Source organism: Streptomyces sp. NBC_00234 (genome assembly GCF_036195325.1).
GTDB lineage: Bacteria > Actinomycetota > Actinomycetes > Streptomycetales > Streptomycetaceae > Streptomyces.
Window position 1 is genome coordinate 1441172 of the sequence record NZ_CP108101.1, and the last position, 25907, is coordinate 1467078.

Consider the following 25907-nt stretch of genomic DNA (forward strand, 5'->3'; position numbering starts at 1 on the left):
GCTTTACGGGTCGAGGTCGTTCCCCGCGCGCTCGTCGAAGATGCGCATGGCCTTCGCGGTCACCGGTCCGGGGGCGCCGGGCAGCTCGCGCGCGTCGACGCGGTGAACCGCCTGGATGTCGCGCGTGGTGGAGGTCAGGAAGATCTCCTCGGCCTGGTCGAGCACCTCCGGCGACAGCTCGGTCTCCTGGGCGCCGGTCCATTCCACGGCCAGGGCGCGGGTGATTCCGGCGAGGCAGCCCGAGGCGACCGGCGGGGTGTGGATCCGTCCGCCGATGACCACGAAGACGTTGGAGCCGGTGCCCTCGCAGAGCTGCCCGGCCGTGTTGGAGAAGAGGGCCTCGGAGGCACCCAGGCTGTGGGCACGGGCGAGCGCGACGACGTTCTCCGCGTACGAGGTGGTCTTGAGTCCGACGACCGCGCTGCGTTCGTTGCGCGTCCAGGGGACGGTGATCACGGCCGTGGAGTCGGGGCGGCGCCCCACCTCCCCCAGGGCGACGACGAGACCGGGCCCGTTGTCCCCGCGGTCCGAGCCGAGCGGGGAGATGCCGCCGGTGAACGTGATGCGCAGCCGGCCGAGCGGCAGGGGCGTGGCGTCGATCACTTCCTGGGCGGCACGGCGGATCTCGTCGTGGTCGGGGTCCGGGAGGCCGAGTCCCCTGGCCGAGCGGGTCAGCCGGTCCAGGTGCCGGGTCAGGGCGAAGGGCCGGCCCTCGACGGTCTTGACCGTCTCGAAGACACCGTCCCCGACGGTGAGCCCGTGGTCGAGCACGGACACCCGTGCGTCATCGGCCTCGCGCAGCTCGCCGTTGACCCAGATCCTCATGACGCGGTCCTTCCTGTCTCCTCGTAGGTGCCCGACGCTACAGCGAGCAGCCGGGACGCCTTCAGTTCGGTCTCGTCCCATTCGCGCTCCGGGTCGGAGCCCCAGGTGATGCCCGCTCCGGTGCCGAAGCGGAGGACCGGGGCGGCGCCGGTGCGGTCGATCCAGAACGTCCGTATCCCGACGGCGAGGCCGGCGGTGCCACGGTCGGCGTCCACCCAGCCGATCCCTCCGCAGTACGGCCCGCGCGGCGAGGTCTCCAGGGCTTCGATGATCCGCAGGGCGCTGGACTTCGGTGCCCCGGTGACGGAGCCGGGCGGGAATGCCGCCGCGAGCAGTTCCGGCCACCCCGCGTCGTCCGCCAGCCGTCCCCGCACGGTGGAGACGAGGTGGACGAGGCCGGGGTGCTTCTCCACCACACAGAGATCGGGGACCGTGACACTCCCGGTCGCGCAGACCCGGCCGAGGTCGTTGCGGACCAGGTCGACGATCATCACGTTCTCCGCGTGGTCCTTCTCCAGCAGATCGTTCTCGGTGCGCCCCGTGCCCTTGATCGGTCCGGACTCGACGGTGCGGCCGTCCCGCTTCAGGAAGAGCTCGGGGGAGGCGGTGGCGATCTCGACGCCCTGCGCGGGCAGCCGGATCGTTCCCGCGTACGGAGCGGGGTTGCCGCGCGCGAGCAGGGCGGTGAGAGCGTCCACGTCGCTCCCCGCGGGATCGGGCAGCGGCGCGGACATCACCCGGCAGAGATTGGCCTGATAGACCTCACCTGCGGCGATGTGTTCACGAATACGCCGCACACCGGCCACGTAGGCGGCCTTGTCCAAGGACGAGGACCAGTCCCCGACAGCGGGTCCGCGCCAGGCTCCGGGCAGCGGAGGCGGCACCTGCTCGGTCCGTACGTCGGAGAAGCGGGCGCAGACGAGGCGGCCTTCGAAGTCGGCACAGACGGCCCAGAAGCCGGAGGAGTCGAGGGCCGCGGGATCACTGGTCACATCCCGCAGACCGGAGGCGACGAGGCCGCCGAAGCGGGCCATGGGAGCGAGGTCGTACACGCTGGTGAGTCTAGGACGGAGTGCCGTGACCTGCGTCGGGGCGAGTGCACCTCGGCAAGCTGCGCAAACGCGTTTTTGTACTGGCCCGGGAATCCGCTAGAGTTCAACACGTCGCCGGGACGCGCAAGCGAAACGGGAATGACAAGCGGACGTAGCTCAGTTGGTAGAGCGCAACCTTGCCAAGGTTGAGGTCGCCAGTTCGAACCTGGTCGTCCGCTCGCAGAAAGTGGGGGATCTTCCCGAACCCCCGCTCCTGGTGGAGTGGCCGAGAGGCGAGGCAACGGCCTGCAAAGCCGTCTACACGGGTTCAAATCCCGTCTCCACCTCCAAGGACGATTAGCTCAGCGGGAGAGCACTTCCCTGACACGGAAGGGGTCACTGGTTCAATCCCAGTATCGTCCACTGGTCCGCAAGGATCCCCGCGCGATTAGCTCAGCGGGAGAGCGCTTCCCTGACACGGAAGAGGTCACTGGTTCAATCCCAGTATCGCGCACGCAGTACACGCAGGTTCACCCTGCGCGATTAGCTCAGCGGGAGAGCGCTTCCCTGACACGGAAGAGGTCACTGGTTCAATCCCAGTATCGCGCACCATTCGGAACCCCCGGTCGTCTCGACGACCGGGGGTTCCGGCGTTTACAGAGAGAAAACGCCGCGGGCCCGGACGCGGAGCGCCCGGGCCGTGCTGCGTACAGGCCGGGCTCAGGAGGAGAAGAGCATCCGTCCGAAGCTCTTCTGGCGGTGGTGGCCGTAGTGCCCACCCTGGTGCTGCGGGGCGCCCCACGCGGGAGCGGGCGCGGCTGCGGCGGGATACGCCTGCGGGGCCGGCGGCGCGGGAGCGGGCGGGGCCTGCTGCGTCCACTGCGACTCCAGGCGGGTCAGGGACTCCAGCTCGCCGTAGTCGAGGAATATCCCGCGGCAGCCGCTGCACTGCTCGATCTGGACGCCGTTGCGGTTGTACGTGTGCATCTGCGCGTGGCACTTGGGACACTGCATCATCTGGTCGGCTCCTCGCCGTCGGTTAGCCGTCGCCGGAATTCATGCCCGGCTGCGGTCGGTTCACCCTACGACGTGCGTTCTGGGGCCAACTCGGGCGGGAGGGACGCAATTCGGGCACAGGTGTCGATCATCAACTGTTCCACCTCATCCGGACTACGCCCCTCCGCAGCGGACTTGGCCAGGGCGAGTGCGGCGGTCTGCACGGTCAGCGCCCGCGCCGGTACGTCCAGCTCGGGCCACGGGTCCCCCTCGGTACGCACGGCAGGGCCGCCCTCGGAGCGGTAGGCGTCGAGGAAGCGCAGCCAGACGTCGGGCGGCAGGAGCCCGGCCGCGTACCAGGCCGCCGGCCGCGCCAGGTCCCAGGCCGCGTCACCGGTGCCCGTGTCGTCGACGTCGATCAGCAGCCAGGGGCCGTGGGGTGCGGGGTGCCGGACCAACTGGCCGAGATGCAGGTCCCCGTGGCAGAGGAATCCCGCGCGGTGCGCGGGCGTGGGTGCCTCGTCGCGGGCCCAGGCGGGCAGGCGGCGCCAGGCGTCCAGCACGGGGCGGGTGGCCGGGTCGCCCGGCCGGGCCGCGCACATCCGGGCGACGGCCAGGGCGGCCTTGGCGGGGCCGCGCATCGGCGGGAGCGGCAGGGGCGGCTCGGTGGCGTGGAGGCGGGCGAGGAGGGCCGCAGCCTCCTCCCACGGGGCGGCGTCGGGGTCCGACGGGTCGACGGGGGCGCCGTGCGGCCAGAGCGTGACGGGACGGCCTTCGAGGAGCGCGTGCGCCCGGCCGGGCGCGTTCACCCAGGACTGCGAGAGCCCAGTAGCTGCTCCGGTGGCCGTACGGCCCGGGTGGTCCGGGTGGTCCGGCCCGTGGCCCCCGGCCGCCGTCGGGCCACCGGCCCGCGGTGCCGGTACGGGCGGGAGGAGGATGCCTGCCAGGGCGGGCGTCGCGGCCAGGGCCAGACGGGCGGCCAGGGCCGGGCCGTCGGTGCCGGGGGCGTGGGCCTTGGCCACGATCTGCCCTCTGCGGACGACCGTGCCGTCGGCGCGGTCCGCCAGCACCTGTGCGGGAGCGCAGTCGCAGGCCGCGGTCCGTGGATGGGCACTGTCGTGCGCGAGGTCGCCCAGTGCGCGTACGACCGTGGTGGTGGTCATGGACTCCCCCGGCGATGACGGGTCCGGCCCGGTCGCCGGTCCCGGCCATGAGCGTACGGGCCGGTCCGGAGCCGTCCGGCTCCGATCCTCCGGGCAGGCCCCGAAAAGGGTCCGGACAGCGCGATGTCCGGCCAGCTCCCCAGCTGGCCGGACAAACGCTGCCGTCCGCCGCACCCCCGTCCCCACGGGGTTGTTGGCCGGATGTCCCGGTCCGGACCGCTCTTCCGGACCCGGGGCGCCGCTCAGCGCCCCAGCATCACAGCCACGGACGACGCCTGTGTGACCACCGCGTCCCAGCCGCCGAAGGCGACTACGAGCAGGGCCGCCAGAGGAAGAACCATGGCCGTCGCCACCAGCGGGTGGCGCGTACCGGACGGGCGGGCGCCGAACGAGGCGTATGCCTTGCGTCCCTGCGTGCGGATCGTGGTCCGCATGGCCGTGTCCGACATGGTTCCTCTCCTGACCTGATGTGGAGCGGCGGGCGTCTGACCTCGGGGGACGAGTGCTGCGCCCGCCGCTTGACCTCAACATTAGGGAACCGTGGGGCATGGGTCGTCATGCCCGCGTACCGATTGCCGGGCCTCCCGGAGGATGAGCTGTCGGTAGTCGGCGTACTCCCCTGGGTGGAGATCCTGCGCTAGACCTTGGGGACATCCCTGAGGGGACGCTCGGAGTCGTCCTCCCTGGGAACCGGTTGTTCGACCAGGGCGAGCACCCTGGTCGCCATGAAGCGGGCGGTGCGGACGACTGATCCATTGCGAGTGACTTCACTCACTTCGACCACCCCCCGGCGGACGGCCGTCTCCACTCTCCGGCCTGCCCTGGTGGCCACCACCTCGTACGTCCTGGTGGTGTCTCCCGCGTCCACGACTATCTCCACGCGATCGCCCTTCACTGATCCAATCCCCCTTCTGCGACGGTCCATTGAGATCTCGCACGGGCCGGGGCGCCTGGATCCGCCGCTCCCTGACCACTCCTCAAGTTTCCCACCCGGCACTGACAATCGATTCTCCGGCGAGGGCGCGGCCTCTGAGCGTGCCGGGCGCCGGGTACGTAAGCTGTGCCTCGTCAGGCGGACCAGGCAGCGGGGATGGGCAGACATGGCGATGATGCGGCTCCGGCGCGAGGATCCGCGTCTCGTCGGCTCGTTCAGGCTGCACCGGCGGCTCGGTGCGGGCGGCATGGGTGTCGTCTATCTGGGTTCGGACCGGCGCGGCCAGCGGGTGGCACTCAAGGTGATCCGCCCGGATCTGGCGGAGGATCAGGAGTTCCGTTCGCGTTTCGCGCGCGAGGTGTCCGCCGCACGGCGGATCCGCGGCGGGTGTACGGCCCGTCTGGTGGCCGCCGATCTGGAGGCGGACCGTCCGTGGTTCGCGACGCAGTACGTGCCGGGCCCGTCGCTGCACGACAAGGTCGCCGAGGAGGGCCCCCTGTCGGCCGCCGAGGTCGCCTCGATCGGGGCCGCGCTCTCCGAGGGGCTGGTGGCGGTCCACGAGGCCGGTGTCGTCCACCGTGACCTGAAGCCGTCGAACATCCTCCTCTCCCCCAAGGGCCCCCGGATCATCGACTTCGGTATCGCCTGGGCGACCGGGGCGAGCACCCTCACGCACGTCGGCACGGCGGTGGGCTCCCCCGGCTTCCTGGCGCCCGAGCAGGTGCGGGGCGCGGCGGTCACGCCCGCCACCGACGTCTTCTCCCTGGGGGCCACGCTGGCGTACGCGGCGATGGCCGACTCACCCTTCGGGCACGGCAGTTCCGAGGTGATGCTGTACCGCGTGGTGCACGAGGAGCCTCAGCTGTACGACGTGCACGACGCGCTCGCCCCGCTGGTCCGCGCCTGCCTGGCGAAGGACCCCGAGGAGCGGCCGAGCACGCTGCAACTCTCCATGCGGCTCAAGGAGATCGCGGCGCGCGAGGCCCAGGGGCTGCACGACAGCCGGCCTCCCGCTCAGCGGTCCGCGCCGGACACGGACCGGCCCACCGGCCGGCTGGACGGCCCGTACACCGAGCAGCAGACGCGGCGCGCCGACGGTTCCGACGCGGCCTCCAGGCCGCAGGGGCAGCGGCCCTCCTCCTCCCGGTCCACCACGTCCCGCACCGGCGGCACACGTCCGCAGGCGGGGCGCAGCACGACACACTCGGGGAAGCGTCCGCACGGCACGCAGGGGACGAACGGAACGCAGGGACGTCCGGGCACCCGGCCCGGCACCCGGACCACCTCGACGGGGCGGCGGCCCGCCAATCCCCGTCTGCTGCGTCAGCGGCTGGTCGTCTTCGTGGTCGTGACGCTGCTGGTGGCGCTGGGGATCGCGGCGGCGCAGGGGTGTCAGGGACCGGCGCGCGGACTGGGCGGCGGGCAGGGGCAGGAACAGACACAGACGCACGAGCGGGCCGCCGGCTCCCGGGACATGCCCCGGGAGCAGCGGTAACCCTGCTCCGTCAGCTGCTGGGGCGTCCGGTCGCCACCGCGTAGAAGGCGACGGCCGCAGCCGCGCCCACGTTGAGCGAGTCGACGCCGTGCGCCATGGGGATGCGTACCCATTCGTCGGCGGCCATGAGCGCCTGGGTGGAGAGGCCGTCGCCCTCCGCGCCGAGCATGAGCGCGACCCGTTCCAGCCGGTGGGGCGCGGCGTCGTCGATGCTCGACGCCTTCTCGTCCGGGGTGAGCGCGAGGAGTTTGAAGCCTGCCTCCCGTACGCCGTCCAGCGCCTTGGGCCAGGCGTCGAGTCGGGCGTACGGGACGGAGAACACGGCGCCCATGGAGACCTTGACCGAGCGCCGGTAGAGCGGGTCCGCGCAGTCCGGGGAGAGCAGGACCGCGTCCATGCCGAGGGCCGCGGCGCTCCGGAAGATCGCACCGATGTTGGTGTGGTCGTTGACCGACTCCATGACGACCACCCGGCGGGCGGTGCGCAGGAGTTCGTCGGCCGTGGGCAGCGGCTTGCGCTGCATGGAGGCGAGGGCGCCGCGGTGCACGTGGTAGCCGGTCACCCGCTCGGCGAGCTCGGGGGTGACCGCGTACACCGGGGCGGGGACCTCGTCGATGACGTCGCGCATCACGTCGACCCACTTGGCGGAGAGCAGCATGGAGCGCATCTCGTACCCGGCGTGCTTGGCGCGCCTGATGACCTTCTCGCCCTCGGCGATGAACAGGCCCTCGGCGGGCTCGCGCCGGCGCCGGAGTTCGACGTCGGTCAGGCCCGTGTAGTCGCGCAGGCGGGGGTCGTCGGGGTCGTCGATGGTGATGAGATCAGCCACAGGGTGATACTGCCTTGTCCGGTGTGAGGTGCCAACGGCTCGGATGAAGATCCATTCCGCCGGTTACTCGGCGGGGGTGGCCACGGGGTCCGGTCCGACGGCCACGACATCGCCGATGACGATCACGGCCGGCGGGCGTACGTCTTCGGCGACGGCCCGTTCGCCGACGGTCGCGAGGGTGGCGTCGACCCGGCGCTGAGCCGCTGTCGTGCCCTCCTGGACCAGGGCGACCGGGGTGTCGGGGGACTTCCCGTGGGCGATGAGCGCGGCGGCGATGGCACCGATCTTGTCGACGGCCATCAGGAGGACGAGGGTGCCCCGCAGTTGCGCCAGGGCCGCCCAGTCGACCAGGGAACGCGGGTCCTCGGGGGCGACGTGGCCGCTGACCACGGTGAACTCGTGGGCGACACCGCGGTGGGTGACGGGGATTCCGGCGGCACCCGGGACCGAGATGGAGCTGGAGATGCCGGGCACGACGGTGCACGGGATGCCCTCGGCGGCCAGCGCCTGGGCCTCTTCCATGCCGCGGCCGAAGACGAAGGGGTCACCGCCCTTGAGGCGGACGACGGCCTTGCCGGCCTTCGCGTGCTCGATCAGCGCCTGGTTGATCGCCTCCTGCGCCATGAAGCGGCCGTACGGGATCTTGGCCGCGTCTATCACCTCGACGTGCGGCGGGAGTTCGTCGAGCAGGTCGCGGGGGCCGAGCCGGTCGGCGATGACGACATCGGCCTCGGCGAGGAGGCGGCGCCCCCGGACCGTGATCAGGTCGGGGTCGCCGGGGCCGCCGCCGACCAGCGAGACGCCCGGGGCGTGCGTGCGGTGGTGCGGGGCGGCCAGGGTGCCGTCGCGCAGGCCCTCGACGATGGCGTCGCGGATCGCCGCGGAGTGGCGGGGGTCGCGGCCCTCCGAGGTGGTGGTGAGCACGGCGACGGTGACGCCCTCGCTGCGGCCGGTCGCCGGCGTCCAGGCGGTGGCGGCCTCGGCGTCGTCACTGCGGACGCACCAGGTACGGCTGCGCTCGGCCTCCGCGGACGCCGCGTCGTTCGCTGCGACGTCGGTGGAGGCGATGAGGGCGTACCAGGTGTCGGCGAGGTCCCCGTCCTGGTACCGGCGGCGCTCCCAGCGGATCTCCCCGGCGTCGGCCATCGCCTCGACGGAGGGGGTCGCGGACGGGGACACCAGGGTGATGTCGGCGCCGGCCGCGATGAGCGCGGGCAGGCGGCGCTGCGCGACCTGGCCGCCGCCGACGACGACTACGCGGCGCCCGCGCAGGCGCAGTCCGACGGGGTAGGCGGGGTGCTCGGCGTGCTCGGCCATGGCTGTGCGGGCTCCTCGGGCAGGGTGCGGTGCAGATGCGGTGTGCTGCGGGCCGCTGCGGCGGTGGAGCGGCTGTGACGTGCGGGTTCCGGGGCGTGGGTGGGGCGTGGGACCACGATACGGGGTGTGGGGGCGGGGGGTGGGTGCGGTGGTGGGCGCCTTCGGCGGGCCTCGTCCCCTGCCCGCCCCTTCCCGAAACCGGGGCTCCGCCCCGGGGGCCGGTCGTCAGGCGCCGGGCCGGCCGAAAGATGCCCTCGGACGCCGGGCGGGCCGCAGTGCGGTCCGCCCGGCGCATGGGGTTACTTCTCCGTGACGCCTGCCGAGTCGAACGTCGCCACCTCGTGCATCGCGCGGGCAGCGCTCTGCACGATGGGGAGCGCGAGCAGTGCGCCCGTACCTTCACCGAGGCGGAGGTCCAGGTCGACCAGAGGGCGCAGGCCCAGCTTGTTGAGGGCCGCGATGTGGCCCGGCTCCGCGCTGCGGTGGCCCGCGATGCAGGCCGCGAGCGCCTCCGGGGCGATGGCCCTGGCGACCAGTGCCGCTGCTCCGGCGCTCACCCCGTCCAGGATGACGGGGGTACGCAGCGAGGCGCCGCCGAGCAGGAACCCGGCCATAGCCGCGTGCTCCAGGCCGCCGACCGCGGCGAGCACGCCGATGGGGTCGGACGGATCGGGCTGGTGCAGGTCGAGGGCCCGTCGGACCACGTCGACCTTGCGGGCGTGCATCTCGTCGTTGATTCCGGTGCCGCGCCCGGTCACCTCGGCCGGGTCGATCCCCGTGTACACGCAGATCAGGGCGGCCGAAGCCGTCGTGTTGGCGATGCCCATCTCGCCGGTCAGCAGGCCCTTGTTGCCTGCCGCCACGAGGTCGCGGGCCGTCTCGATACCCACCTCGATGGCGGCCAGCACCTCCTCGCGGGTCAGGGCCGGGCCGGTCGTGAAGTCGGCCGTTCCCGCACGGACCTTCCGGGGAAGGAGACCGGGAGTCGCGGGCAGTTCGGCGGCGACGCCGACGTCGACCACACAGACTTCGGCGCCCACCTGGGCCGCGAAGGCGTTGCACACCGCTCCGCCGCCCAGGAAGTTGGCGACCATCTGCGCCGTCACCTCCTGCGGCCAGGCCGTGACGCCCTGGGCGTGCACGCCGTGGTCCCCGGCGAAGATCGCGACTGCCGCGGGCTCCGGGATGGGCGGCGGGCACATGCGGGAGAGTCCCGACAGCTGCGCGGAGATGATCTCCAGCATGCCGAGGGCGCCCGCCGGCTTGGTCATCCGCTTCTGGCGTTCCCACGCCTCGCCGAGCGCCTTCGCGTCCAGCGGGCGGATGTTGGAGATGGTCTCCTGGAGCAGGTCGTGCGGGTCCTCGCCTGGGAGCGCACGGCGGCCGTACGTCTCCTCGTGCACGACCCACGACAGCGGGCGGCGCTTGGACCAGCCGGCCTGCATCAGCTCGGGCTCCTCGGGGAACTCGTCGACGTAACCGACACAGAGGTACGCGACGACTTCGAGGTGGTCGGGCAGGCCGAGCGCCCGGACCATCTCGCGCTCGTCGAAGAAGCTGACCCAGCCGACACCGAGCCCTTCGGCCCTGGCGGCGAGCCAGAGGTTCTCCACGGCGAGGGCCGAGGAGTACGGGGCCATCTGCGGCTGGGTGTGACGGCCGAGGGTGTGACGGCCGCCGCGGGTGGGGTCGGCGGTGACGACGATGTTCACCGGGGTGTCGAGGATGGCCTCGATCTTCAGTTCCTTGAACTGCTTGGCGCGCGCCTTGGGCAGCGACTTGGCGTACGCCTCGCGCTGGCGCTGTGCCAGCTCGTGCATGGACCGCCGGGTCTCCGCCGAGCGGATGACGACGAAGTCCCAGGGCTGCGAGTGGCCCACGCTGGGCGCCGTGTGCGCGGCCTCCAGGACGCGGAGCAGGACCTCGTGCGGGATCGGGTCGCTGCGGAAGCCGTTGCGGATGTCGCGGCGCTCGCGCATCACCCGGAGCACCGCCTCGCGCTCGGCGTCGTCGTAGCCGGGGGCGGGCGGGGAGACGGCGACGGGTGCGGCGGTCTCCTCGGCCGGCTCGGGTGCTTCGGCCGGGTCCGCCGCCTCGGCGGTCTCGATGGTCCCGGCGAGCGGCGCGATCTCCTCGGCGGCCTGGGCCGGGGCTTCGGCGGGAACCTCTGCCGGGGCCTCCACCGCGGGCGCGGCCGGAACGGCCGCCTGCTCCGGTTCCAGGATTTCCGGTGTCTCGATGATCTCGGGGCCCGTGACGGCTTCCGGCTCGGCCGCGGCCACCGGTTCCGCGGGTGCGGCCTCGGGAACGGCCGGGGCCGGTGAGGGCTCGGCGGCGGGTTCCGGAATCGGCGCCACCTCGGGAGCCGCCTCCTGCTGGGGCTCGGGGGCGATCTCCGCCATGACCGGCTCGGGCTCCGTCACGACCGCTGCGGCTTCCTCGGCGACCGGAATCGCGACAGGGGCCACGGGCTCGGGCTGGGCGGGCTGGACCTGCTCGGCCACCGGCTCGGGCTGGGTGAACTCGGCCACGGGCTCGGCGACCGGCTCCGGTGCGGGCACGGTCACGGGCTCCGGGGCGGCCGTCACGGCTTCGGGCTGCGGTTCGGCCACCGGCTCGGGCTGCGGTTCCAGGACGGCGGGCACGGCCTCCGGCTGTGCCTGCTGTTCGGCCACGGCGGGTGCCTCGGGGGCCTGCGTCGGCGCGAGGTGCGGGGGCGTCGGGACGGAGCCGTCCACCGCCACGAACCGGCCCAGGCTCGCGTCCTCGGGCACGGGGGCGGGGGCCGGCACGGCGACGGCCTCGGCGGGAGCCTCTGCCGGGACCTCGACCGGGGCGGCGGCCACCGGCTCGGGGACGACCGTTTCTGCTGGGGCCACCGGTGCGGGCGGGGCCATCTGCTCGGCCTGCGGCGGCTGGGCGGTCCACGGGCCCGGGGCCTGCGGCGGGATCTCGCCCAGCTGGGGACCGGCCGACGGGGCCGGCTCGTCGGCCGGCAGGTCGAAGTACTCGGGACCGGTGGTCGGCGGACCCGCGTGCCGGGCCGGCGCCTGGGTCTGCGGCGCGGCCGTGGGACCGCGGTCGGCCAGGGAACGGACCACTCCGCCGCTCGGTGTGCCGCCGAAGGAAGGCGCCTCGGTGGAGGCGGGACCCCGGTGCAGCGGCCGGCGTGCGGGAGCGGCCTGGGCGCCGACGGCGACCGGCGCGGGTGCCTGCACCTGAACCTGTGCGGGCGCGGGTGCGGGGATGCGGACCCCGTTGAGGTCGACGGAGCCGGAATCACGGCCGCCGGACTCGTGGGTTCCCGCGAGCTGTTCGACCTGGGCGGCCTGGACCTGCCCGCCGTACGAGTGGTCCTGCGCCGGCGCCTGGGTGGCGGGCTGCGCCGGAGCCTGCGCGTACTGCGGCTGGTACATGGCCTGCTCGGGTGCCGGTGCGTACGCCGTCGGCTCGGCCGGGGCCGCCTGCGGGTCGCTCCAGGCGCCCTGGGAAGTGGGCATCAGGAGAAGATCGTCGTCCTCGGGTGCGTGCTCGGAGGGATCGAGGAAGGTGTAGGCGTCCGGGGCGGGGACGCCCGGCTGCTCCACCATGCCTGCGTTCTCCGGCAGTCCCTCGCCCGGGATCTGGCCGGTGTCAGTCATGCGTACCCCTCGCCCATCGTCAGTGCTCCTTCGGCCCTTCGCCCGGGACGCCCGAACCACGGCACGCCGGTGCTCGTCAACAAGAACGAGCGGGCTCGCCGCGCGGCACGAATCGCCCGCGGACATACACATTCTCGCGGCCGTTCGCCGCCGCGGCAGCTACTTCTGCCACGGCTAGCTGTGGACTGCGCCACGTCGCGCGTCCCCCGGTTGTGCCGTACCACAGTGAGGACCAAAACGGTCCCCTTTTCCGGACATTGACGAACGAAGCGACGAACGGCCGGGTGCGGTACAACGATCGGCCAGCCTACCTCCCGTCGCCTCCCACCGGGTCAGGGGGCGAGGTCCGAACGCACTCCGGAGAGCAGGAAGACGACAGAGCGTTCGCGCTCCGACCATGCGGCCGTGTCGAGTTCGACGGTCTGGAGGAGTGCGCAGTCGACCCGGTATCCGTTCGCGGCGAGGGCGCCGCCCAGCGCTTCGGCCTCGTCGCGGGTCGAAGCGTGCGTGACGATGCGTTCGGGGCGGCGGTCCGCCACGGCGGTGACGACGGGGACTCCGCCGCCTCCGATCCGTACGACATCCGGTTCGGGCAGGCGTTCCAGGACGTGCGGGGCGCGGCCCTGGACGACCTGGAGCGGGACACCGAAGGTGCGGGCCGCGGCCGTCGTACGGGCACAGGCGTCCGGGTCGCTGTCCACGGCGAGGACGGCCGCGCCGAAGCGGGCGGCCTCCACGGCCAGGGCGCCGCTGCCGGAGCCGATGTCCCAGACGAGGTCGCCGGTCCGCGGGCCGAGGCGAGCCAACTGGGCGGCGCGCAGGCCCGGGAACTCGCCTTCGCCGGTCTCCCCCGCGTCCGTGGCGCCGTCGCGGTACGCGTCGGCGGGCAGCGCCCAGCCCCGTACGCCCCGGGGGTACGCGGGGTGGCGGCCGGCGATCCAGGCGCCGGTGGCGGTGGTTTCGGGGCCGCCGCCGATGACGATGACGACGTTCGGGTCGCGCCAGGCGTGGTCGGCGGCCTTGTCCGAGGTGAGGACGGTGACCTGTTCGCGCTCGGTGCCGAGCTCCTCGCAGATCACGAAGGTGCGGTGGACGCCGTCGAGGAGCAGGGCGAGTTCGGCGGGGCCCGCACCGGGCGAGGTGAGGACGGCGACCTTGTGGTGGGCGCGGCAGACGTTGACGGCGCGGCGCAGGGTGCGGGGATGGGCGACGACGACCTGGGCGTCGTCCCACGGCATTCCGGCGCGGGCGAAGGCGGTGGCGACGGAGGAGACGGCGGGGACGACTTCGACTTCCAGGCCGTGTTCGGGTGCGCGCAGGGTGCGTACGACGCCGAAGAAGCCGGGGTCGCCGTCGGCGAGGACCACGGCGCTGCCGCGGTGTCCGGCGATCCTGCGGGCGGCCAGGTCGACGCTGCCGAGACGGATGCGTTCGGCGCGTTCGGGGACTTCGGGGAGCGCGAGGTGGTGCCCTGCTCCGGCGACGAGCGTGGCGGCCGAGAGCGCGGCCGTGGCGGCTCTGTTCAGTGGCGAGCCGTCCCAGCCGATCACCGTGACCCGGTCGGCCATCGTCGTCAGTCTCCTGGAGGTGTCGCAGGCGTGGGGCTGCCCGCTGGTGGCGGGCACGGTGAGAGTACCTGGTCCGTACCTTGGCGGGTCCGGCGCCTGCTCGTTGTCAGTTCCAGTCGTTGTAGCTGCCGTAGCCGCCCGCGTCGGCGAGCTGCTCGGCGACCCCTTCGAGGTCCTCGGGGAGGAGGCCCCAGACGATCAGGTCGGTCCTGATGTCGGTCCAGCCGCCGTCCGTGCCGTTCTCGGTCCGGGTACGCGCTATCCGCGCGTTGCGCAGGACCCCTTCGCTGATGCAGCCCAGCTTCTGGGCGACCTGCTGGGAGGCGGTGTTGTCGGCGGGGGTCCGCAGTTCGATGCGCTCGAACCGCTGGTCCCGGAAGAGCCACTCGGCGAGGGCCAGGACGGATTCGGTGGCGTACCCCTCGCCGCGTGCCCACGGCGCGGTGATGTAGCGGACCTCGGTCGCGAGGGTGCGCCAGTCGGTGTTGAGGAGGCGGACCGATCCGACGAGGCGCTGGGTGAGGAACTCGGTGACGGCGAAGACGATTCCGCTGCCCTGGGTGCGCTCCGCAGGAGCGATCCTGCGGACCCACCGCTCGGCGTCGACCTGGGTGTAGGGATGCGGACTTTCGGTCCAGGCGGTGACGAGTTCGTCGTTCATCATCTCGATGTACGCGGGCACGTCCGCCATGTCGAAGGGGCGCAGCACCAATCTGTCCGTGCTGATGGAGATGGACGGAAAGGTGGTAGTCATGCGCAGCTCCATGCCGAAGACCGTGTAAAGGCACAGCATGCAGCATCGGCCCGGCGTTGTGCATGGCCGGGTCCGCACGGCGGAGCCCCGCACACCCCGTCGGGGTGTGCGGGGCTCCGTGAGCAAGTTCCGCGCGGGGGTCAGGACTTGGCGGGGGTACCGAAGGCCGGGACGATGGAACCCTGGTAGGTGTCCTCGATGAACTTCTTGACCTCGTCGGAGTTCAGGAGCTCGGCGAGCTTCTGGACGCGGGCGTCCTTCTCGTTGCCCTCCTTGACGGCGAGGAAGTTGGCGTACGGGTTGCCCTCGGCCTTCTCCAGGACGAGGGAGTCCGTGCCGGGCTTGAGGTCGGCCTCGATGGCGTAGTTGCCGTTGATGACGGCGGCGTCCACGTCGTTCAGGGCGCGGGGCACGGTCGCGGCCTCGAGCTCCTTGAACTCCAGGCCCTTCTTGTCCGTGATGTCGCTGAGCTTGGCGTTGGTGCCGACACCGGGCTTGATGGTGATCAGGCCGTTCTCGGCGAGGAGCTGAAGGGCACGGCCCTCGTTGGTGGTGTCGTTCGGCACGGCGATGGTCTGGCCGGACTTGATGTCCTTGATGTCCTTGACGCTCTTGGAGTAGAGGCCGAGGGGCTCCAGGTGCACGTTGACGACCGGGACGATGTGGGTGTTGTTCTTCTTGTTGAAGTCGTCCAGGTACGGCTTGTGCTGGAAGAAGTTGGCGTCGACCTGGCCGGTCTCCGTCGCGGTGTTCGGCAGGACGTAGTCCGTGAACTCCTTGACCTCCAGCTTGAGGCCCGCCTTGTCCGCCAGGTTCTTCTTGACGAAGTTCAGGATGTCGCCGTGGGGCGTCGGGGACGCCGCGACGACGAGCGCCTTGGAGGTGTCGGCCTTTGCGCCGGTCTCGCCCTTGGCCGCGGGGTCGGAGTCCGTACCGCAGGCGCTGAGCCCGAAGGCGAGAGCGGCGGTGGCGGCGGCAGCTGCGGTGATCTTGATGTTCTTACGCACGAAAAGTGCCTCTTTCGGTGGTGATGGTGGAGCGCCCGGACAAGGAGTTCGGGCTTGGTGGGGAGGAAAGTCTCAGGTGGTGGTGCGGCCTCGGCGGGCCAGCAGCCGTACGGCTCCGTCGCCGATCAGCTGGACCACGGTCACGATGACGACCAGGAGCACGACGGTGACGAGCATGAACTGGTTGTCGAAGCGCTGGAATCCGTAGGTGACGGCCTTGGATCCGAGCCCTTCGCCGCCGACGGCACCCGCCATCGCGGAGTAGCCGATGAGGACGATCACGGTGGTGGTGACGCCCGAGATCAGCGAGGGCAGGGCCTGCGGGAGCAGGACCTTGCGGACGATCGTCGGGATGGATCCGCCCATGGACTGGACGGCTTCGACGAGCCCGTGGTCGACCTCGCGGATCGCCGTCTCGACGAGCCGCGCGAAGAAGGGGACGGCGCCCACGGCGAGCGGGACGATCATCGCGGTCGGGCCGATGAACGTGCCGACGACCCAGGTGGTGAACGGGATCAGCGCGATCAGCAGGATGATGAAGGGCAGCGAGCGGCCGATGTTCACGATCACACCGATGACCTTGTTCACCGCGGTGTTCTGCAGCAGTCCGCCCTTGTCGGTGAGGACCAGCAGAACGCCGAGCGGCAGGCCGACCAGGACGGTGACGAGCGCGGACCACAGCACCATGTAGAGGGTGTCGACGGTGCCCTGGGTCAGCAGTGGCTGCATTTCGGACCAGGTCACTTGACGGCCTCCTTGGCGAGCGGGGCGGGGGTCTGTACGGGGACGCCGGGCGCGGCGGGCTCCACGACCTCGGCCTGGAGTCCCTGCTCGCGCAGGAAGCCGATCGGGACGACGTTCTCCTCGAAGCGGCCGGGGAGCTCGATGCGCATCCGTCCGATCTGGTTGCCGCCGACGGTGTCCATGGCGGCGCCCAGGATCGAGATGTCGATGTTGTACGTACGGGAGAGCTGCGAGATCACCGGCCGGCCGGCGGCCTCGCCGTGGAAGGTGACGTCGACGACCGTGCTGTCGGGGCCCGATGCCGTGCCGCCGACGGGGAACAGCTCGTGGGCCAGTTCGGAGCCGGGGGTGGCGAGGAGCTCGCGGACGGTGCCGGACTCGACGACGCGGCCACTGCGCATCAGGGCGGCCGAGTCGCAGACCGTCTTGACGACGTCCATCTCGTGCGTGATGAGCAGGACGGTGAGGCCGAGCTGCTGGTTGAGGTCGCGCAGCAGCTGGAGGATGGAGCGGGTGGTCTCGGGGTCGAGAGCGGAGGTCGCCTCGTCGGAGAGCAGCACCTTGGGGTCGCCGGCCAGGGCGCGGGCGATGCCGACGCGCTGCTTCTGGCCGCCGGAGAGCTGCCCGGGGTACGCCTTCGCCTTGTCGGAGAGACCGACCAGGTCGAGGAGTTCGAGGGCCTTGCGGGCCCGGTCCCGGCCGGAGACGCCGAGGATCTCCAGGGGCAGTTCGACGTTGTCCTGGACGGTGCGCGAGGCCAGCAGGTTGAAGTGCTGGAAGACCATGCCGATGCGGCTGCGCGCCTCCCGCAGTTCCTTGCCGGCGCGGTGGCCCCGGCCCGCGAGTGCGGTGAGGTCCTGGCCCGCGACGGTCACGGTGCCCGCGGTGGGGCGTTCCAGCAGGTTGACGCAGCGGATCAGGGAGGATTTCCCGGCGCCGCTCTGTCCGATGACGCCGTACACCTCACCCTCGCGGACATGCAGGTCGACGCCGTCGAGGGCGGTGACCTCTCGGCCGCGCGACTGGTAGACCTTCGTGAGGCCCGAAGTGGTGATCACAGGGGTTTCCGTCACTGTCGAGTGCGCGGCGCGGTGTCCGCCGGGCACGGGGCGTTCGTCTGGTGAGACTGTTCGCAGTGGTTGACCGGTAGGTCTCGGCACAGCTGATCGCGGCGGACGGCCGGAAGGCAGCGCGTGCTCGGGCAGGCACGTTCCGCTGGGTGCGGACGGCGTGGGCTCGATCTCGCTTCGGGGCGCGAGACTCAGGCGTGGACCCTCAGAAGGCGCGCATTCGACACATACAACGAGCACCGGGCGTGGTGATCGCCTCGGTCGCAGGGATGCGGTAGCTCGTCGTGGTCATGTCCCCAGTAAAACAGACGTCACGACGGCGCCCACCAGCCTGTCCGGATAGCGGACAGCCGTGGATGGTGACCGTCCGCTTTTCCCCGGGGCGCGGAGGATTTCACGCACACGGCTGTGACCTGCGCCGATACGGCCGCACCGGGGCCGCGGCCCGGGTCGGGTGTGGTCCGGGGGCGGTCGCCGTCTGTGGCCAAGGCCACGATCTTCGCTCCGGCGGGGGCCACGGCCCCTGCGGCGCCCGGCGCCCCGGCCGGCCGCCCGGCCCGTGGACGGGACCGCGTCACGGGGCCGAACGCGGGGGCTCCGGCGGGCCGTAATACCCTCGCATCATGCTTGACGCCCTGACGGTCGCGGTCGCCGTGTCCGCGCTCGCCCTTGCCGCCTGGTGCGGTTTCGCCGCCATCCGGGACCAGCCGACGAAGGACTGGCACTTCATCGGGATGGCCGTCGTCTCGGTACTGGCGCTGGCGCAGCTGGTGGTCGGGATCGTGCAGCTGGCCCGCGGCGAGCGGCCCGAGCAGGGGATGACGATCTTCATCGCCTATCTGATCGGTGCCTTCGCGGCCGTGCCCGCGGCCGGCTTCCTGTCGCTGACCGAGCGGACCCGCTGGGGTTCGGTGACGGTGGCGGCGGGGGCGGTCGTGCTGGCCGTCCTCGAAGTGCGGCTCTACGACATCTGGGGAAACTGACCGTGACCGACACCGATCGCACCGCCGAGGGCGCCCGCAGGCAGCCGTTCGAACTCGGCACCGGGCCGGGGCGCGTACTGGTCTGGTTCTACGGGGTGTTCACCGTGGCCGCCGCCTCCCGTTCGATCGTCCAGATGATCCTGGACTTCGACAGGGCGCCGCTGGCCTACGTGCTGTCCGCCGTCGCCGCCGTCGTGTACGGCTTCATCACGTACTCACTGGTGCGGGGTGGGGAGAAGGCACGCAGGGCGGCGCTGGTGTGCTGCGCCGCCGAGCTCGTCGGCGTGCTCGTCGTCGGTACGTGGACGATGGTGGAGCCCTCGGCCTTCCCCGACGCCACCGTCTGGTCGGACTTCGGGACCGGTTACCTGCTCATCCCGGTGATCCTGCCGGTCACCGGGATGATCTGGCTGCGTCGCGCGAAGAGCGCGTAACCACCCGCGTACGACGTCCTGTCAGGCGCTCGCCACGTAGGCGGGTGCGGCGGCGTCCTTCTCCAGCAGGATCAGCCGGACACCGTCCTGCCCGGTGGTGTCCCCCACTCGTGCGTACCCCTCCCGGCGGTACAGCCGCAGGTTGCCCTCGCTCCGGTGCCCCGTGTGGAGCCGGAAGCGGGTGGCCGCGCGACCGGCCGTGAGACCCGACTCCGCGGCGCGCAGCAGACGGGCGCCGAGGCCGTGTCCCTGGAGCCGGGGATGGACGCAGAGCTTGCCGATCTGTCCGGTGCCGTCCGCGTCGGCCACGCCGCGTACCGAGCCCACGACTTCGTCGCCGAGCCGGGCCACGAACACCAGGTCCGTCTCGACTTCCTCGCGGACCGAGTCGAGGGTCTGCACGAGGGGGTCGATCCGGTAGTTGCCGTAGAGCTCCGCCTCGCTCTGGAAACAGAGGTATCGGAGTTTGAATATCTGCTCGACGTCCTGTGTGGTCGCCGCCGAGATGGTCACGCTCATGCCCATGTGTGCATGCCTCCCGCTCACCTGATCCGCCGGTTGTCTACCGCTCCTTTCCCCGCAGTTCAGGAGCTACAACCTCCGCCGCGAGCATTCTGCGCAGACATCCAAGGCATCGGGAACGCATCGGACCCAAACTCCCCTGTGACATACCCAACCTTCCTGCGATTTCCCGGTAGGTCGGATCGGTGGGGGAAAGCATCGCCTCCAGCAGCCGAGGGCATCCTCCGGGCAGGCGTTCCAGTGCCGTGCGTAACACCCGCCGGGTGTCGGCGCCGAGGGCGCTGCGTTCCGGGCAGCCGTAGGCGTCCGCGGCGGGTTCGGCGCTGCCGTACGGGTACTCGTGACGGGCCGTCCGCCGGGTGCGCCGGGCCTCCGCGCGTACGGCGTCACGTACCCAGCGGGCCGGGTCGCCGGGCGGCCCCTGCGCCGCGAGGCGCTCGAACAGCCGGAGCCATACGGCCTGTTCGAGGTCGGCGGGATCGGCGGAAGCGGCCTGGGCCTCGGCCTTCGCCTCCGCGCGGACCAGCGGGAGCAGGGCCCGGACGACGGCCGGTCCGGCCGGGGGCGGGGCATGATCGATAAGCGTCATGCCCCACCCGACGTGCCGCGCGGGCGGCCGGTTGCCGTGTGCGGGGAGCGCCACCCGACCGGGGTCCGCCCGGCCGGGTGCTGACGTCGGGGCGGGGCCCGGCCGGCCCCTGCGTGTCAGTCCCGGGAGAAGTCGGCCGCGGCGAGCAGCGCGGTGTCCGGGTTGTCGGAGAACACGCCGTCGATGCCGGCCTCGAAGTACGTCCGGAACGCGCCGAACGCGTCGCCGTACGCGGCGGGGTCGGTGCCGCGGCGGAACTCGGCGGGCAGGAAGCTGTTCTCGTTGCGCATCGTGTACGGGTGCAGGATCAGGTCCTGCGCGTGTGCGTCCCGCACGAGGGTGGTCGGCGTGGTGAGCCGTCCGGCGGCGTCCTTGGGGATGATCAGGTCCAGCGTGGGGCCGATGCCCTGCGCGAAGGACGCCATCCACTTGAGACCGGCGGGCTGCACCAGTTCGGCGACGGTACGCGGGTCGTCGGCCTCCACGAAGTCCCAGGGGCGCGTCGCGGCGCCGGACAGCAGGACGACCCGGGGGGTGGCGACGAGCTTCGACAGCCGCTGCATCGAGCTCGGCTCGAAGGACTGCAGGATGAGCGGGGAGTGCGCGCGGTGCCGGCCGTGGCGGCGCAGCAGCCGCGCGAGCGGCTCCTCCAGGCCGAGGCCCAGGGACCGGAAGTACGTGGGGTGCTTGGTCTCGACGTACAGCCATACGGGTGCTCCGCGCCGGCGCCCTTCCTGGTCGGCCCAGCGCAGGACCTCCTCGAAGGTGGGGATCTCCCAGCGGCCGTCGTAGAGGGTGTTCTCCTGGCGGGTGCCGGGGATGCGCTCCTTGGCCCGGAGCGTCTTCAGTTCGGCGAGGGTGAAGTCCTCGGTGAACCAGCCGGTGAGGGAGACGCCGTCGACCTTCTTCGTCGTCCTGCGGTTCGCGAACTCGGGGTGCTCGGCGACATCCGTGGTGCCGGTGATGTCGTTCTCGTGGCGGCAGACGAGGTGGCCGTCCTTCGTCGGCACGAGGTCCTGTTCGATGATGTGCGCGCCCATGTCCAGGGCCAGCTGGTAGGCGCCGAGGGTGTGCTCGGGCCGGTAGCCGCTCGCGCCGCGGTGGCCTATGACGGTCGGCACGGGCAGGTCGCGGTAGCCGCCGCGCCCGGTGCCACGCCCCTCGGGGCCGCGCTCGGCGGCTGCGGCCGTCCCGGTCAGGCCGAGGGCTGCCGTGCCGAGCACGGCGGCTCCCAGAAGGGTCCGCCTGCCGGGGCTCGTCTGCGCACGCTCTGTCATGAATGCTCCTCGCTGTGATGTCCGGCACCTTGGTCGAGCGAGGCCCGAGCGTAGGCAGCTACGCCATCGGTGGGGCAGCTTCTGGACGAACATGGCGGAAACACACGTCAACACTGCGTATCCACTTCGTGAACCCGATGTGCGATCAGGGAGTACCCGCGAGTATCGTCCTCACCTGCACAGACCCTCGCTTCGCACCCGCCCCGGCCGCCCGGCCACGACACCGGAGGAACCGTTGTCCCGACTCACGGTCATCAAGGCAGTGCTCGGACCGATCCTGCGCCTGATGTTCCGCCCGCAGGTGGAAGGCGCCAAGAACATCCCCGGGACCGGGCCGGTGATCCTCGCGGGCAACCACCTCACGTTCATCGACTCGATGATCATGCCGATCTGCTGCGACCGGCCGGTGTACTACATCGGCAAGGACGAGTACGTCACGGGCAAGGGGCTCAAGGGCCGGCTCATGGCCTGGTTCTTCACCGGCTGCGGCATGATCCCGGTGGACCGGGACGGCGGTCGCGGCGGCGTCGCGGCGCTGATGACGGGCCGCCGGATCCTGGACGAGGGCCACGCCTTCGCGATCTACCCGGAGGGCACCCGCTCCCCCGACGGCCGCCTGTACCGCGGGCGTACGGGCATCGCTCGGCTGACCCTGATGACGGGCGCCCCCGTGGTCCCGTTCGCGATGATCGGCACCGACAAGCTCCAGCCGGGCGGCGCCGGACTGCCGCGCCCCGGCAAGGTCACGGTCCGCTTCGGCGAGCCGATGGAGTTCTCCCGCTACGAGGGCATGGACCGCGACCGCTACGTGCTGCGTGCCGTGACGGACTCCGTCATGGCCGAAGTGATGCGGTTGTCCGGCCAGGAGTACGTCGACATGTACGCCACGAAGGCCAAGGCCGCGTGAGCTGACGCGCTCCGCGTCGCACGGAAGGGCCCGTACCCCGGTCAGGGGGGTACGGGCCCTTCCTCGTGCCGTGCCCGTCGCGCGCTACGGGTGCTCGACACCGTCCTCCAGCTTCTGGCCCCGCAGCAGGAACCAGGCTGCGACGGCCGTCGCCAGCAGTACGGCGGCGCCGATGCCCGCGGCGAACCGCAGCCCCTCGACGAACGCCTCCTGCGCGGCCGACACCAGGGGCGCCGCCTGCGCGGCGGGCAGCGTGGAGGCCACGTCGACGGCGCCGCCCAGTGATTCGTGGGCAGCCGCCGCCGTACCGGAGCCGATTCCGGCCGGGGTCTCGAAACCCTGGTAGACGCCCGTGACGATGGAGCCGAGCAGGGCGATACCGAGGGCGGCGCCGAGTTCGTACGCCGTCTCGGAGACCGCGGACGCGGAGCCGGCCTGGTCCTTGGGAACGGTGGAGAGAATCACGTCGGCGGTGACGGTGAAGGCGAATCCGGCACCGACGCCGACGACCAGCAGCATGACGCCGAGCATCGGGTATCCGGTGTCCTTGCTCAGCAGGGTCACCGAGGCGAGGGCCACCCCGACGGCGGCGAGGCCGCCCGTCACCACCGAGCGTACGGAGTAGCGGCGGGCCGCCACTCCGGCCATCAGTCCGGCGGCCACCGCACCGATGGCCGCGGGCAGTTCGGCGAGGCCCGCCTCCAGCGGGCCGCGGCCCTGGACCAGTTGGAGGAACTGGGAGAGGAAGAAGACCAGTCCGGCCAGGCCGAGAATGGTCAGGAGGTCGGCGAGCACCGCACCCGAGAAGCCCCGGTGGTGGAAGAGCCGCATGTCCAGCAGAGGTGCGGGGAGCTTCAGTTGCCTGCGTACGAACCAGGCGAGCGCTCCCGCCCCGATGACGGCGGACGCCGCCACCTCCCAGCTCGCGCCGTGGGCGGCCAGCTCCTTGATGGCGTACACGACGCCGATCATGCCGACGAGGGAGAGTCCGACACTGGTCAGGTCCCAGGGGCCCGGCGCCGGGTTCTTGGACTCGGGGATCAGCTTGATGCCGACGACGACGAGGACGGCCATCACCGGAAGGTTGATCAGGAAGACCGAGCCCCACCAGAAGTGTTCGAGCAGGAAGCCGCCCATGACGGGGCCGACGGCCGCGCCCGCCGAGGCCATGGCACCCCAGATGCCGATGGCGAGGCTGCGTTCGCGCGGGTCGTGGAAGAGGTTGCGGATCAGGGCGAGGGTGGAGGGCATGAGCGTGGCGCCCGCGACACCGAGCAGCGCCCGCGCCAGGATCATCATCTCCGGGCTGGTGGCGTAGGCGTTGAGCACCGAGACCGCGCCGAAGGCGACGGCGCCGGTCAGCAGCAGCTTCTTGCGGCCGATGCGGTCGCCGAGGCTGCCCATGGAGACGAGCATTCCGGCGATGACGAAGGAGTAGACGTCACCGATCCAGAGCAGCTGCGTGCCGGTGGGTGCGAGGTCCTCGCTGAGGAACGGCGTCGCCAGTCCGAGGACGGTGGCGTCGACGGCCACGAGCAGCACCGCGAGCACGAGGACGGCCAGGGCTATCCACCGTCCCGGCCGGCGCACGATCTCCGTGGTCTGCGGGTTCTGGGCGATGCTGGTCACTGCTCCACGCTCCGGCGTGCTCCGCCGAGCAACAGCTCGACGATCATGTACTGGAAGTCCTTGGGTGCGACTCTGCCGACCTGTACGGCCCAGGCGCCGGTCCCGATGAGGCCGTAGAGGGCCTCGGTCAGCCAGGCGGGGGTGAGGTCGATGCGGAACTCGCCGCGTTCCTGGCCGCGCCGGAAGAAGGCGGCGACCCGGGCGTCGAGCCGGCTCCAGCCCTCGTTCACCTCGTCGCCCTCGAAGAGCTGGTTCTCGGTGACCAGGAAGGAGAGCAGGCCCGCGCTGGGTTCGACCGCCGCGACGAAGCGGCGCAGGCCGTCCTCCGCGCTGCCCTCGTCCAGTGCGGAGGCGTCCAGGGCCGCCTCGAATTCCTGGATACCCAGATTCTCCAGCGCCCTGACCAGCGCGTCCCGCCCGGCGAAGTGCCGGTGCAGGGTGGCGCGGCCGATGCCCGCGGCCTTGGCGACCTCGTCCATGGTGGCGGTGGATTTATGGGTCAGCAGGGCGGCGGCGCTGCGCAGCACCTGCTCACGGTCCAGAGTCATGAGACAACCATAGCCCATGTGAGACACAAATGTCTCACCGCTGGATGTCCGGACCCGTCGCCACGCGCGGCTGGGACGGGCACCATGAGGCCATGAAGCCGTTGCTGCTGATCGACGTCGACGGTCCGCTCAATCCGTATCTGGCCCTGTCCCGTCGCACGGCTCCGGAGGGGTACCGCAAGCACCGGATGCGGCCGTCCGGGTGGACGGAGGGGCCCGCGCTGCCGGTCCTGCTCAATCCGGAGCACGGCGGTGAACTGCTGGCCCTCGCCGACCGGTACGAACTGGCCTGGGCCACGACCTGGATGGCCGAGGCCAACGAGTGGATCGGCCCGCATCTCGGGCTGCCCGAACTGCCGTACATCGACTGGCCGTCCCTGCCCGGCGGCACGCCGGACGGCGTGTTCTGGAAGACCCGACACGTCGTGGAGTACGCGGCCGGGCGGCCGTTCGCCTGGATCGACGACGAGATCACCGAGCGGGACCGGACATGGGTGGCGGCCCATCACGCGGGACGGTCGCTGCTGCTGCGGATCGATCCGTGGACCGGCCTGGAACAGGCCGACTTCGACGCGCTCGCCGCGTGGGCCGGGGACTGAGCCCCGGCCCACGCGGGAGTCGGTCACCGAGAAGCACGGCGGAATGCGACGGCTTCCGTCAGCTCCAGGGCAGCGAGGCGCGATGGCGCCAGTACGCCTCGGGCTCCTCCACCAGTGCGTCGAGCCTGGCCCGCCGCTCCTCGTCGAGGTCGAGGACGGCGGCGTGGAGGTTCCCGGAGAGCTGGTTGACCGTGGCCGCGCCGGAGAGGACCACACCGGCCCACGGCTGGTGCAGGACGAGCGCGAGGGCGACGGCGTCGCTGTCGAGTCCCGCCTCCGCGGCGATCTCCCGCACGACGGCAGGGGCGTCGGTGCCCGCGAGCCGGCCGTTGGCCATGCCCTCCTTGACGATCACCGTGAGCCCGGCGTCGTGGGCCTCGGCGAGCGCGGCTCCCGCGGAGGTCTCCAGGACGTTGTAGGTGGCCTGGACGGTGCGGAAGAGGGGCGCGCCGTCGACGGTGACGGCGAGCGCGGCCCGGATGGCGTCGGCCTGGCCGGGTCCGCTGGTGGAGAGTCCGACGCTGACGCCCTCGGCCGCGTGCTCGGCGAGGCGTGCGTGCAGTTCCTTGTCCGTGAGGGCCGGGCTGTCGGCGGTCACGGAGTGGATCTGGTAGAGGTCGAGCCGGTCCCCCAGCAGCGCCTCGGTCTCGGTGCGCTGACGCTCGTACGTGGCGAGTCCGTGGTCCTTGACCTCGTGCGCCTCGGCGTCGACGCGCCAGTCGGCGGTGTAGGTGTAGCCCCATTTGCTGCCGACGACGACGTCGTCAGCAGCAGGGCGGGACGCCAGCCAGTCGGCGAGGAACTCCTCGGAGCGGCCGTAGGAACGGGCGGCGTCGAAGTAACGGACGCCCTGGGCGTAGGCGGCGTCGAGGAGTTCATGGGTCCGGGCGCGCAGTTCCTCCACGCTGCGGTCCCCGGGCAGGTCCCGGTCGCGGTGGAGGGTGATGTAGCCGGGTCTGGCGACGGCGGCCAGGCCCAAACCGATGTGGGCGGTCGGGGTCGTAGCGGTGGCCAGCCTGGCGAAGGGCATCGCGGGCTCCTCGTG

Annotated in this window: 25 protein-coding genes and 5 tRNA genes; 10 read left to right on the forward strand and 20 right to left on the reverse strand. The window is 71.8% G+C overall.

Going from position 1 to position 25907, the window contains the following annotated elements; translation table 11 throughout:
- Positions 1-3: 3 nt before the first annotated feature.
- Together OG230_RS06125 and OG230_RS06130 are read right to left on the reverse strand one after the other, a co-directional pair.
- Positions 4-825 carry an aminotransferase class IV gene (locus OG230_RS06125; RefSeq protein WP_328909104.1) on the reverse strand — a complete coding sequence of 274 codons (822 nt, stop codon included), beginning with the start codon at positions 823-825 and terminating at the stop codon, positions 4-6.
- Positions 822-1859, reverse strand: a complete 1038-nt coding sequence (locus OG230_RS06130; protein ID WP_328911316.1) for a chorismate-binding protein — start codon at positions 1857-1859, stop codon at positions 822-824. Before OG230_RS06130 ends, OG230_RS06125 begins: the two co-directional genes overlap by 4 nt.
- 163 nt (positions 1860-2022) lie before the next feature.
- On the opposite strand from OG230_RS06130, the gene OG230_RS06135 reads away from it, so the two are divergent.
- From OG230_RS06135 to OG230_RS06155, 5 genes are all read left to right on the forward strand, one after another.
- A tRNA-Gly gene (locus tag OG230_RS06135) sits at positions 2023-2095 on the forward strand.
- Positions 2096-2132: 37 nt separating this feature from the next.
- Positions 2133-2206: transfer RNA gene (locus tag OG230_RS06140), tRNA-Cys, on the forward strand.
- 1 nt (position 2207) lies between these two features.
- Positions 2208-2279 (forward strand) — tRNA-Val (locus tag OG230_RS06145).
- Positions 2280-2298: 19 nt separating this feature from the next.
- Positions 2299-2370, forward strand: a tRNA-Val gene (locus OG230_RS06150).
- 23 nt (positions 2371-2393) lie between these two features.
- Positions 2394-2468 (forward strand) — tRNA-Val (locus tag OG230_RS06155).
- Between the two features lie 108 nt (positions 2469-2576).
- On the opposite strand, the gene OG230_RS06160 is transcribed toward OG230_RS06155, so the two are convergent.
- The 4 genes from OG230_RS06160 to OG230_RS06175 form a co-directional block, all read right to left on the reverse strand.
- Positions 2577-2873, reverse strand: coding sequence for a TFIIB-type zinc ribbon-containing protein (locus tag OG230_RS06160; RefSeq protein WP_328909105.1), 297 nt, complete (start codon positions 2871-2873; stop codon positions 2577-2579).
- 65 nt (positions 2874-2938) lie between these two features.
- Complete coding sequence (locus tag OG230_RS06165) at positions 2939-4015, reverse strand: phosphotransferase family protein (RefSeq protein ID WP_328909106.1); 1077 nt, start codon at positions 4013-4015, stop codon at positions 2939-2941.
- A gap of 242 nt (positions 4016-4257) precedes the next feature.
- Positions 4258-4464 carry a hypothetical protein gene (locus OG230_RS06170; RefSeq protein WP_328909107.1) on the reverse strand — a complete coding sequence of 69 codons (207 nt, stop codon included), beginning with the start codon at positions 4462-4464 and terminating at the stop codon, positions 4258-4260.
- Positions 4465-4652: 188 nt separating this feature from the next.
- Positions 4653-4910, reverse strand: coding sequence for a hypothetical protein (locus OG230_RS06175; RefSeq protein WP_328909108.1), 258 nt, complete (start codon positions 4908-4910; stop codon positions 4653-4655).
- A gap of 205 nt (positions 4911-5115) precedes the next feature.
- Here OG230_RS06175 and OG230_RS06180 point away from each other — a divergent pair, with 205 nt between their 5' ends.
- On the forward strand, positions 5116-6444 hold the full coding sequence (locus OG230_RS06180; protein ID WP_328909109.1) for a serine/threonine-protein kinase: 1329 nt from the start codon (positions 5116-5118) through the stop codon (positions 6442-6444).
- A gap of 10 nt (positions 6445-6454) precedes the next feature.
- On the opposite strand, the gene OG230_RS06185 is transcribed toward OG230_RS06180, so the two are convergent.
- The 8 genes from OG230_RS06185 to OG230_RS06220 all read right to left on the reverse strand — a co-directional run bounded on the left by OG230_RS06185 (position 6455) and on the right by OG230_RS06220 (position 17362).
- The gene (locus tag OG230_RS06185; RefSeq protein WP_328909110.1) at positions 6455-7273 is read right to left on the reverse strand and encodes a TrmH family RNA methyltransferase; all 819 of its coding nucleotides are present in this window, start codon (positions 7271-7273) and stop codon (positions 6455-6457) included.
- Positions 7274-7336: 63 nt separating this feature from the next.
- Positions 7337-8590, reverse strand: coding sequence for a uroporphyrinogen-III C-methyltransferase (gene cobA / locus OG230_RS06190; protein WP_328909111.1), 1254 nt, complete (start codon positions 8588-8590; stop codon positions 7337-7339).
- Positions 8591-8889: 299 nt separating this feature from the next.
- Positions 8890-12231 (reverse strand): nicotinate-nucleotide--dimethylbenzimidazole phosphoribosyltransferase, encoded by a 3342-nt coding sequence (gene cobT, locus OG230_RS06195; protein WP_328909112.1) that lies wholly within the window; start codon positions 12229-12231, stop codon positions 8890-8892.
- 332 nt (positions 12232-12563) lie between these two features.
- Positions 12564-13799: a precorrin-6y C5,15-methyltransferase (decarboxylating) subunit CbiE gene (gene cbiE, locus OG230_RS06200; RefSeq protein WP_328911317.1), complete on the reverse strand. Its 1236-nt coding sequence runs from the start codon at positions 13797-13799 to the stop codon at positions 12564-12566.
- Between the two features lie 106 nt (positions 13800-13905).
- Positions 13906-14592, reverse strand: a complete 687-nt coding sequence (locus OG230_RS06205) for a GNAT family N-acetyltransferase (protein WP_328909113.1) — start codon at positions 14590-14592, stop codon at positions 13906-13908.
- A gap of 101 nt (positions 14593-14693) precedes the next feature.
- Complete coding sequence (locus tag OG230_RS06210) at positions 14694-15560, reverse strand: MetQ/NlpA family ABC transporter substrate-binding protein (RefSeq protein WP_328909114.1); 867 nt, start codon at positions 15558-15560, stop codon at positions 14694-14696.
- Between the two features lie 72 nt (positions 15561-15632).
- On the reverse strand, positions 15633-16304 hold the full coding sequence (locus OG230_RS06215; protein WP_328909115.1) for a methionine ABC transporter permease: 672 nt from the start codon (positions 16302-16304) through the stop codon (positions 15633-15635).
- Positions 16301-17362 carry a methionine ABC transporter ATP-binding protein gene (locus OG230_RS06220; RefSeq protein WP_328909116.1) on the reverse strand — a complete coding sequence of 354 codons (1062 nt, stop codon included), beginning with the start codon at positions 17360-17362 and terminating at the stop codon, positions 16301-16303. Before OG230_RS06220 ends, OG230_RS06215 begins: the two co-directional genes overlap by 4 nt.
- Positions 17363-17997: 635 nt before the next feature.
- On the opposite strand from OG230_RS06220, the gene OG230_RS06225 reads away from it, so the two are divergent.
- On the forward strand, positions 17998-18357 hold the full coding sequence (locus OG230_RS06225; protein WP_328909117.1) for a hypothetical protein: 360 nt from the start codon (positions 17998-18000) through the stop codon (positions 18355-18357).
- 2 nt (positions 18358-18359) lie between these two features.
- Positions 18360-18791 carry a hypothetical protein gene (locus OG230_RS06230; protein WP_328909118.1) on the forward strand — a complete coding sequence of 144 codons (432 nt, stop codon included), beginning with the start codon at positions 18360-18362 and terminating at the stop codon, positions 18789-18791.
- Positions 18792-18812: 21 nt separating this feature from the next.
- On the opposite strand, the gene OG230_RS06235 is transcribed toward OG230_RS06230, so the two are convergent.
- The 3 genes from OG230_RS06235 to OG230_RS06245 all read right to left on the reverse strand — a co-directional run bounded on the left by OG230_RS06235 (position 18813) and on the right by OG230_RS06245 (position 21179).
- Positions 18813-19316: a GNAT family N-acetyltransferase gene (locus OG230_RS06235; protein ID WP_328909119.1), complete on the reverse strand. Its 504-nt coding sequence runs from the start codon at positions 19314-19316 to the stop codon at positions 18813-18815.
- A 37-nt stretch (positions 19317-19353) separates the two neighbouring features.
- Positions 19354-19902: a sigma-70 family RNA polymerase sigma factor gene (locus tag OG230_RS06240; RefSeq protein WP_328909120.1), complete on the reverse strand. Its 549-nt coding sequence runs from the start codon at positions 19900-19902 to the stop codon at positions 19354-19356.
- A gap of 116 nt (positions 19903-20018) precedes the next feature.
- A complete protein-coding gene (locus tag OG230_RS06245; protein ID WP_328909121.1) occupies positions 20019-21179 on the reverse strand; it encodes a glycerophosphodiester phosphodiesterase in 1161 nt (386 codons plus the stop codon).
- Between the two features lie 235 nt (positions 21180-21414).
- Here OG230_RS06245 and OG230_RS06250 point away from each other — a divergent pair, with 235 nt between their 5' ends.
- A complete protein-coding gene (locus OG230_RS06250; protein WP_328909122.1) occupies positions 21415-22086 on the forward strand; it encodes a lysophospholipid acyltransferase family protein in 672 nt (223 codons plus the stop codon).
- Positions 22087-22170: 84 nt separating this feature from the next.
- Here OG230_RS06250 and OG230_RS06255 read toward each other — a convergent pair whose 3' ends face one another.
- Together OG230_RS06255 and OG230_RS06260 are read right to left on the reverse strand one after the other, a co-directional pair.
- Positions 22171-23715: an MFS transporter gene (locus tag OG230_RS06255; RefSeq protein WP_328909123.1), complete on the reverse strand. Its 1545-nt coding sequence runs from the start codon at positions 23713-23715 to the stop codon at positions 22171-22173.
- Positions 23712-24263 carry a TetR/AcrR family transcriptional regulator gene (locus OG230_RS06260; RefSeq protein WP_328909124.1) on the reverse strand — a complete coding sequence of 184 codons (552 nt, stop codon included), beginning with the start codon at positions 24261-24263 and terminating at the stop codon, positions 23712-23714. Before OG230_RS06260 ends, OG230_RS06255 begins: the two co-directional genes overlap by 4 nt.
- Before the next feature lie 92 nt (positions 24264-24355).
- Here OG230_RS06260 and OG230_RS06265 point away from each other — a divergent pair, with 92 nt between their 5' ends.
- A complete protein-coding gene (locus OG230_RS06265) occupies positions 24356-24862 on the forward strand; it encodes a hypothetical protein (RefSeq protein WP_328909125.1) in 507 nt (168 codons plus the stop codon).
- Positions 24863-24920: 58 nt separating this feature from the next.
- Here the strand turns inward: OG230_RS06265 and OG230_RS06270 are convergent, their stop codons facing one another.
- Complete coding sequence (locus OG230_RS06270; RefSeq protein WP_328909126.1) at positions 24921-25892, reverse strand: aldo/keto reductase; 972 nt, start codon at positions 25890-25892, stop codon at positions 24921-24923.
- Positions 25893-25907 lie beyond the last annotated feature (15 nt).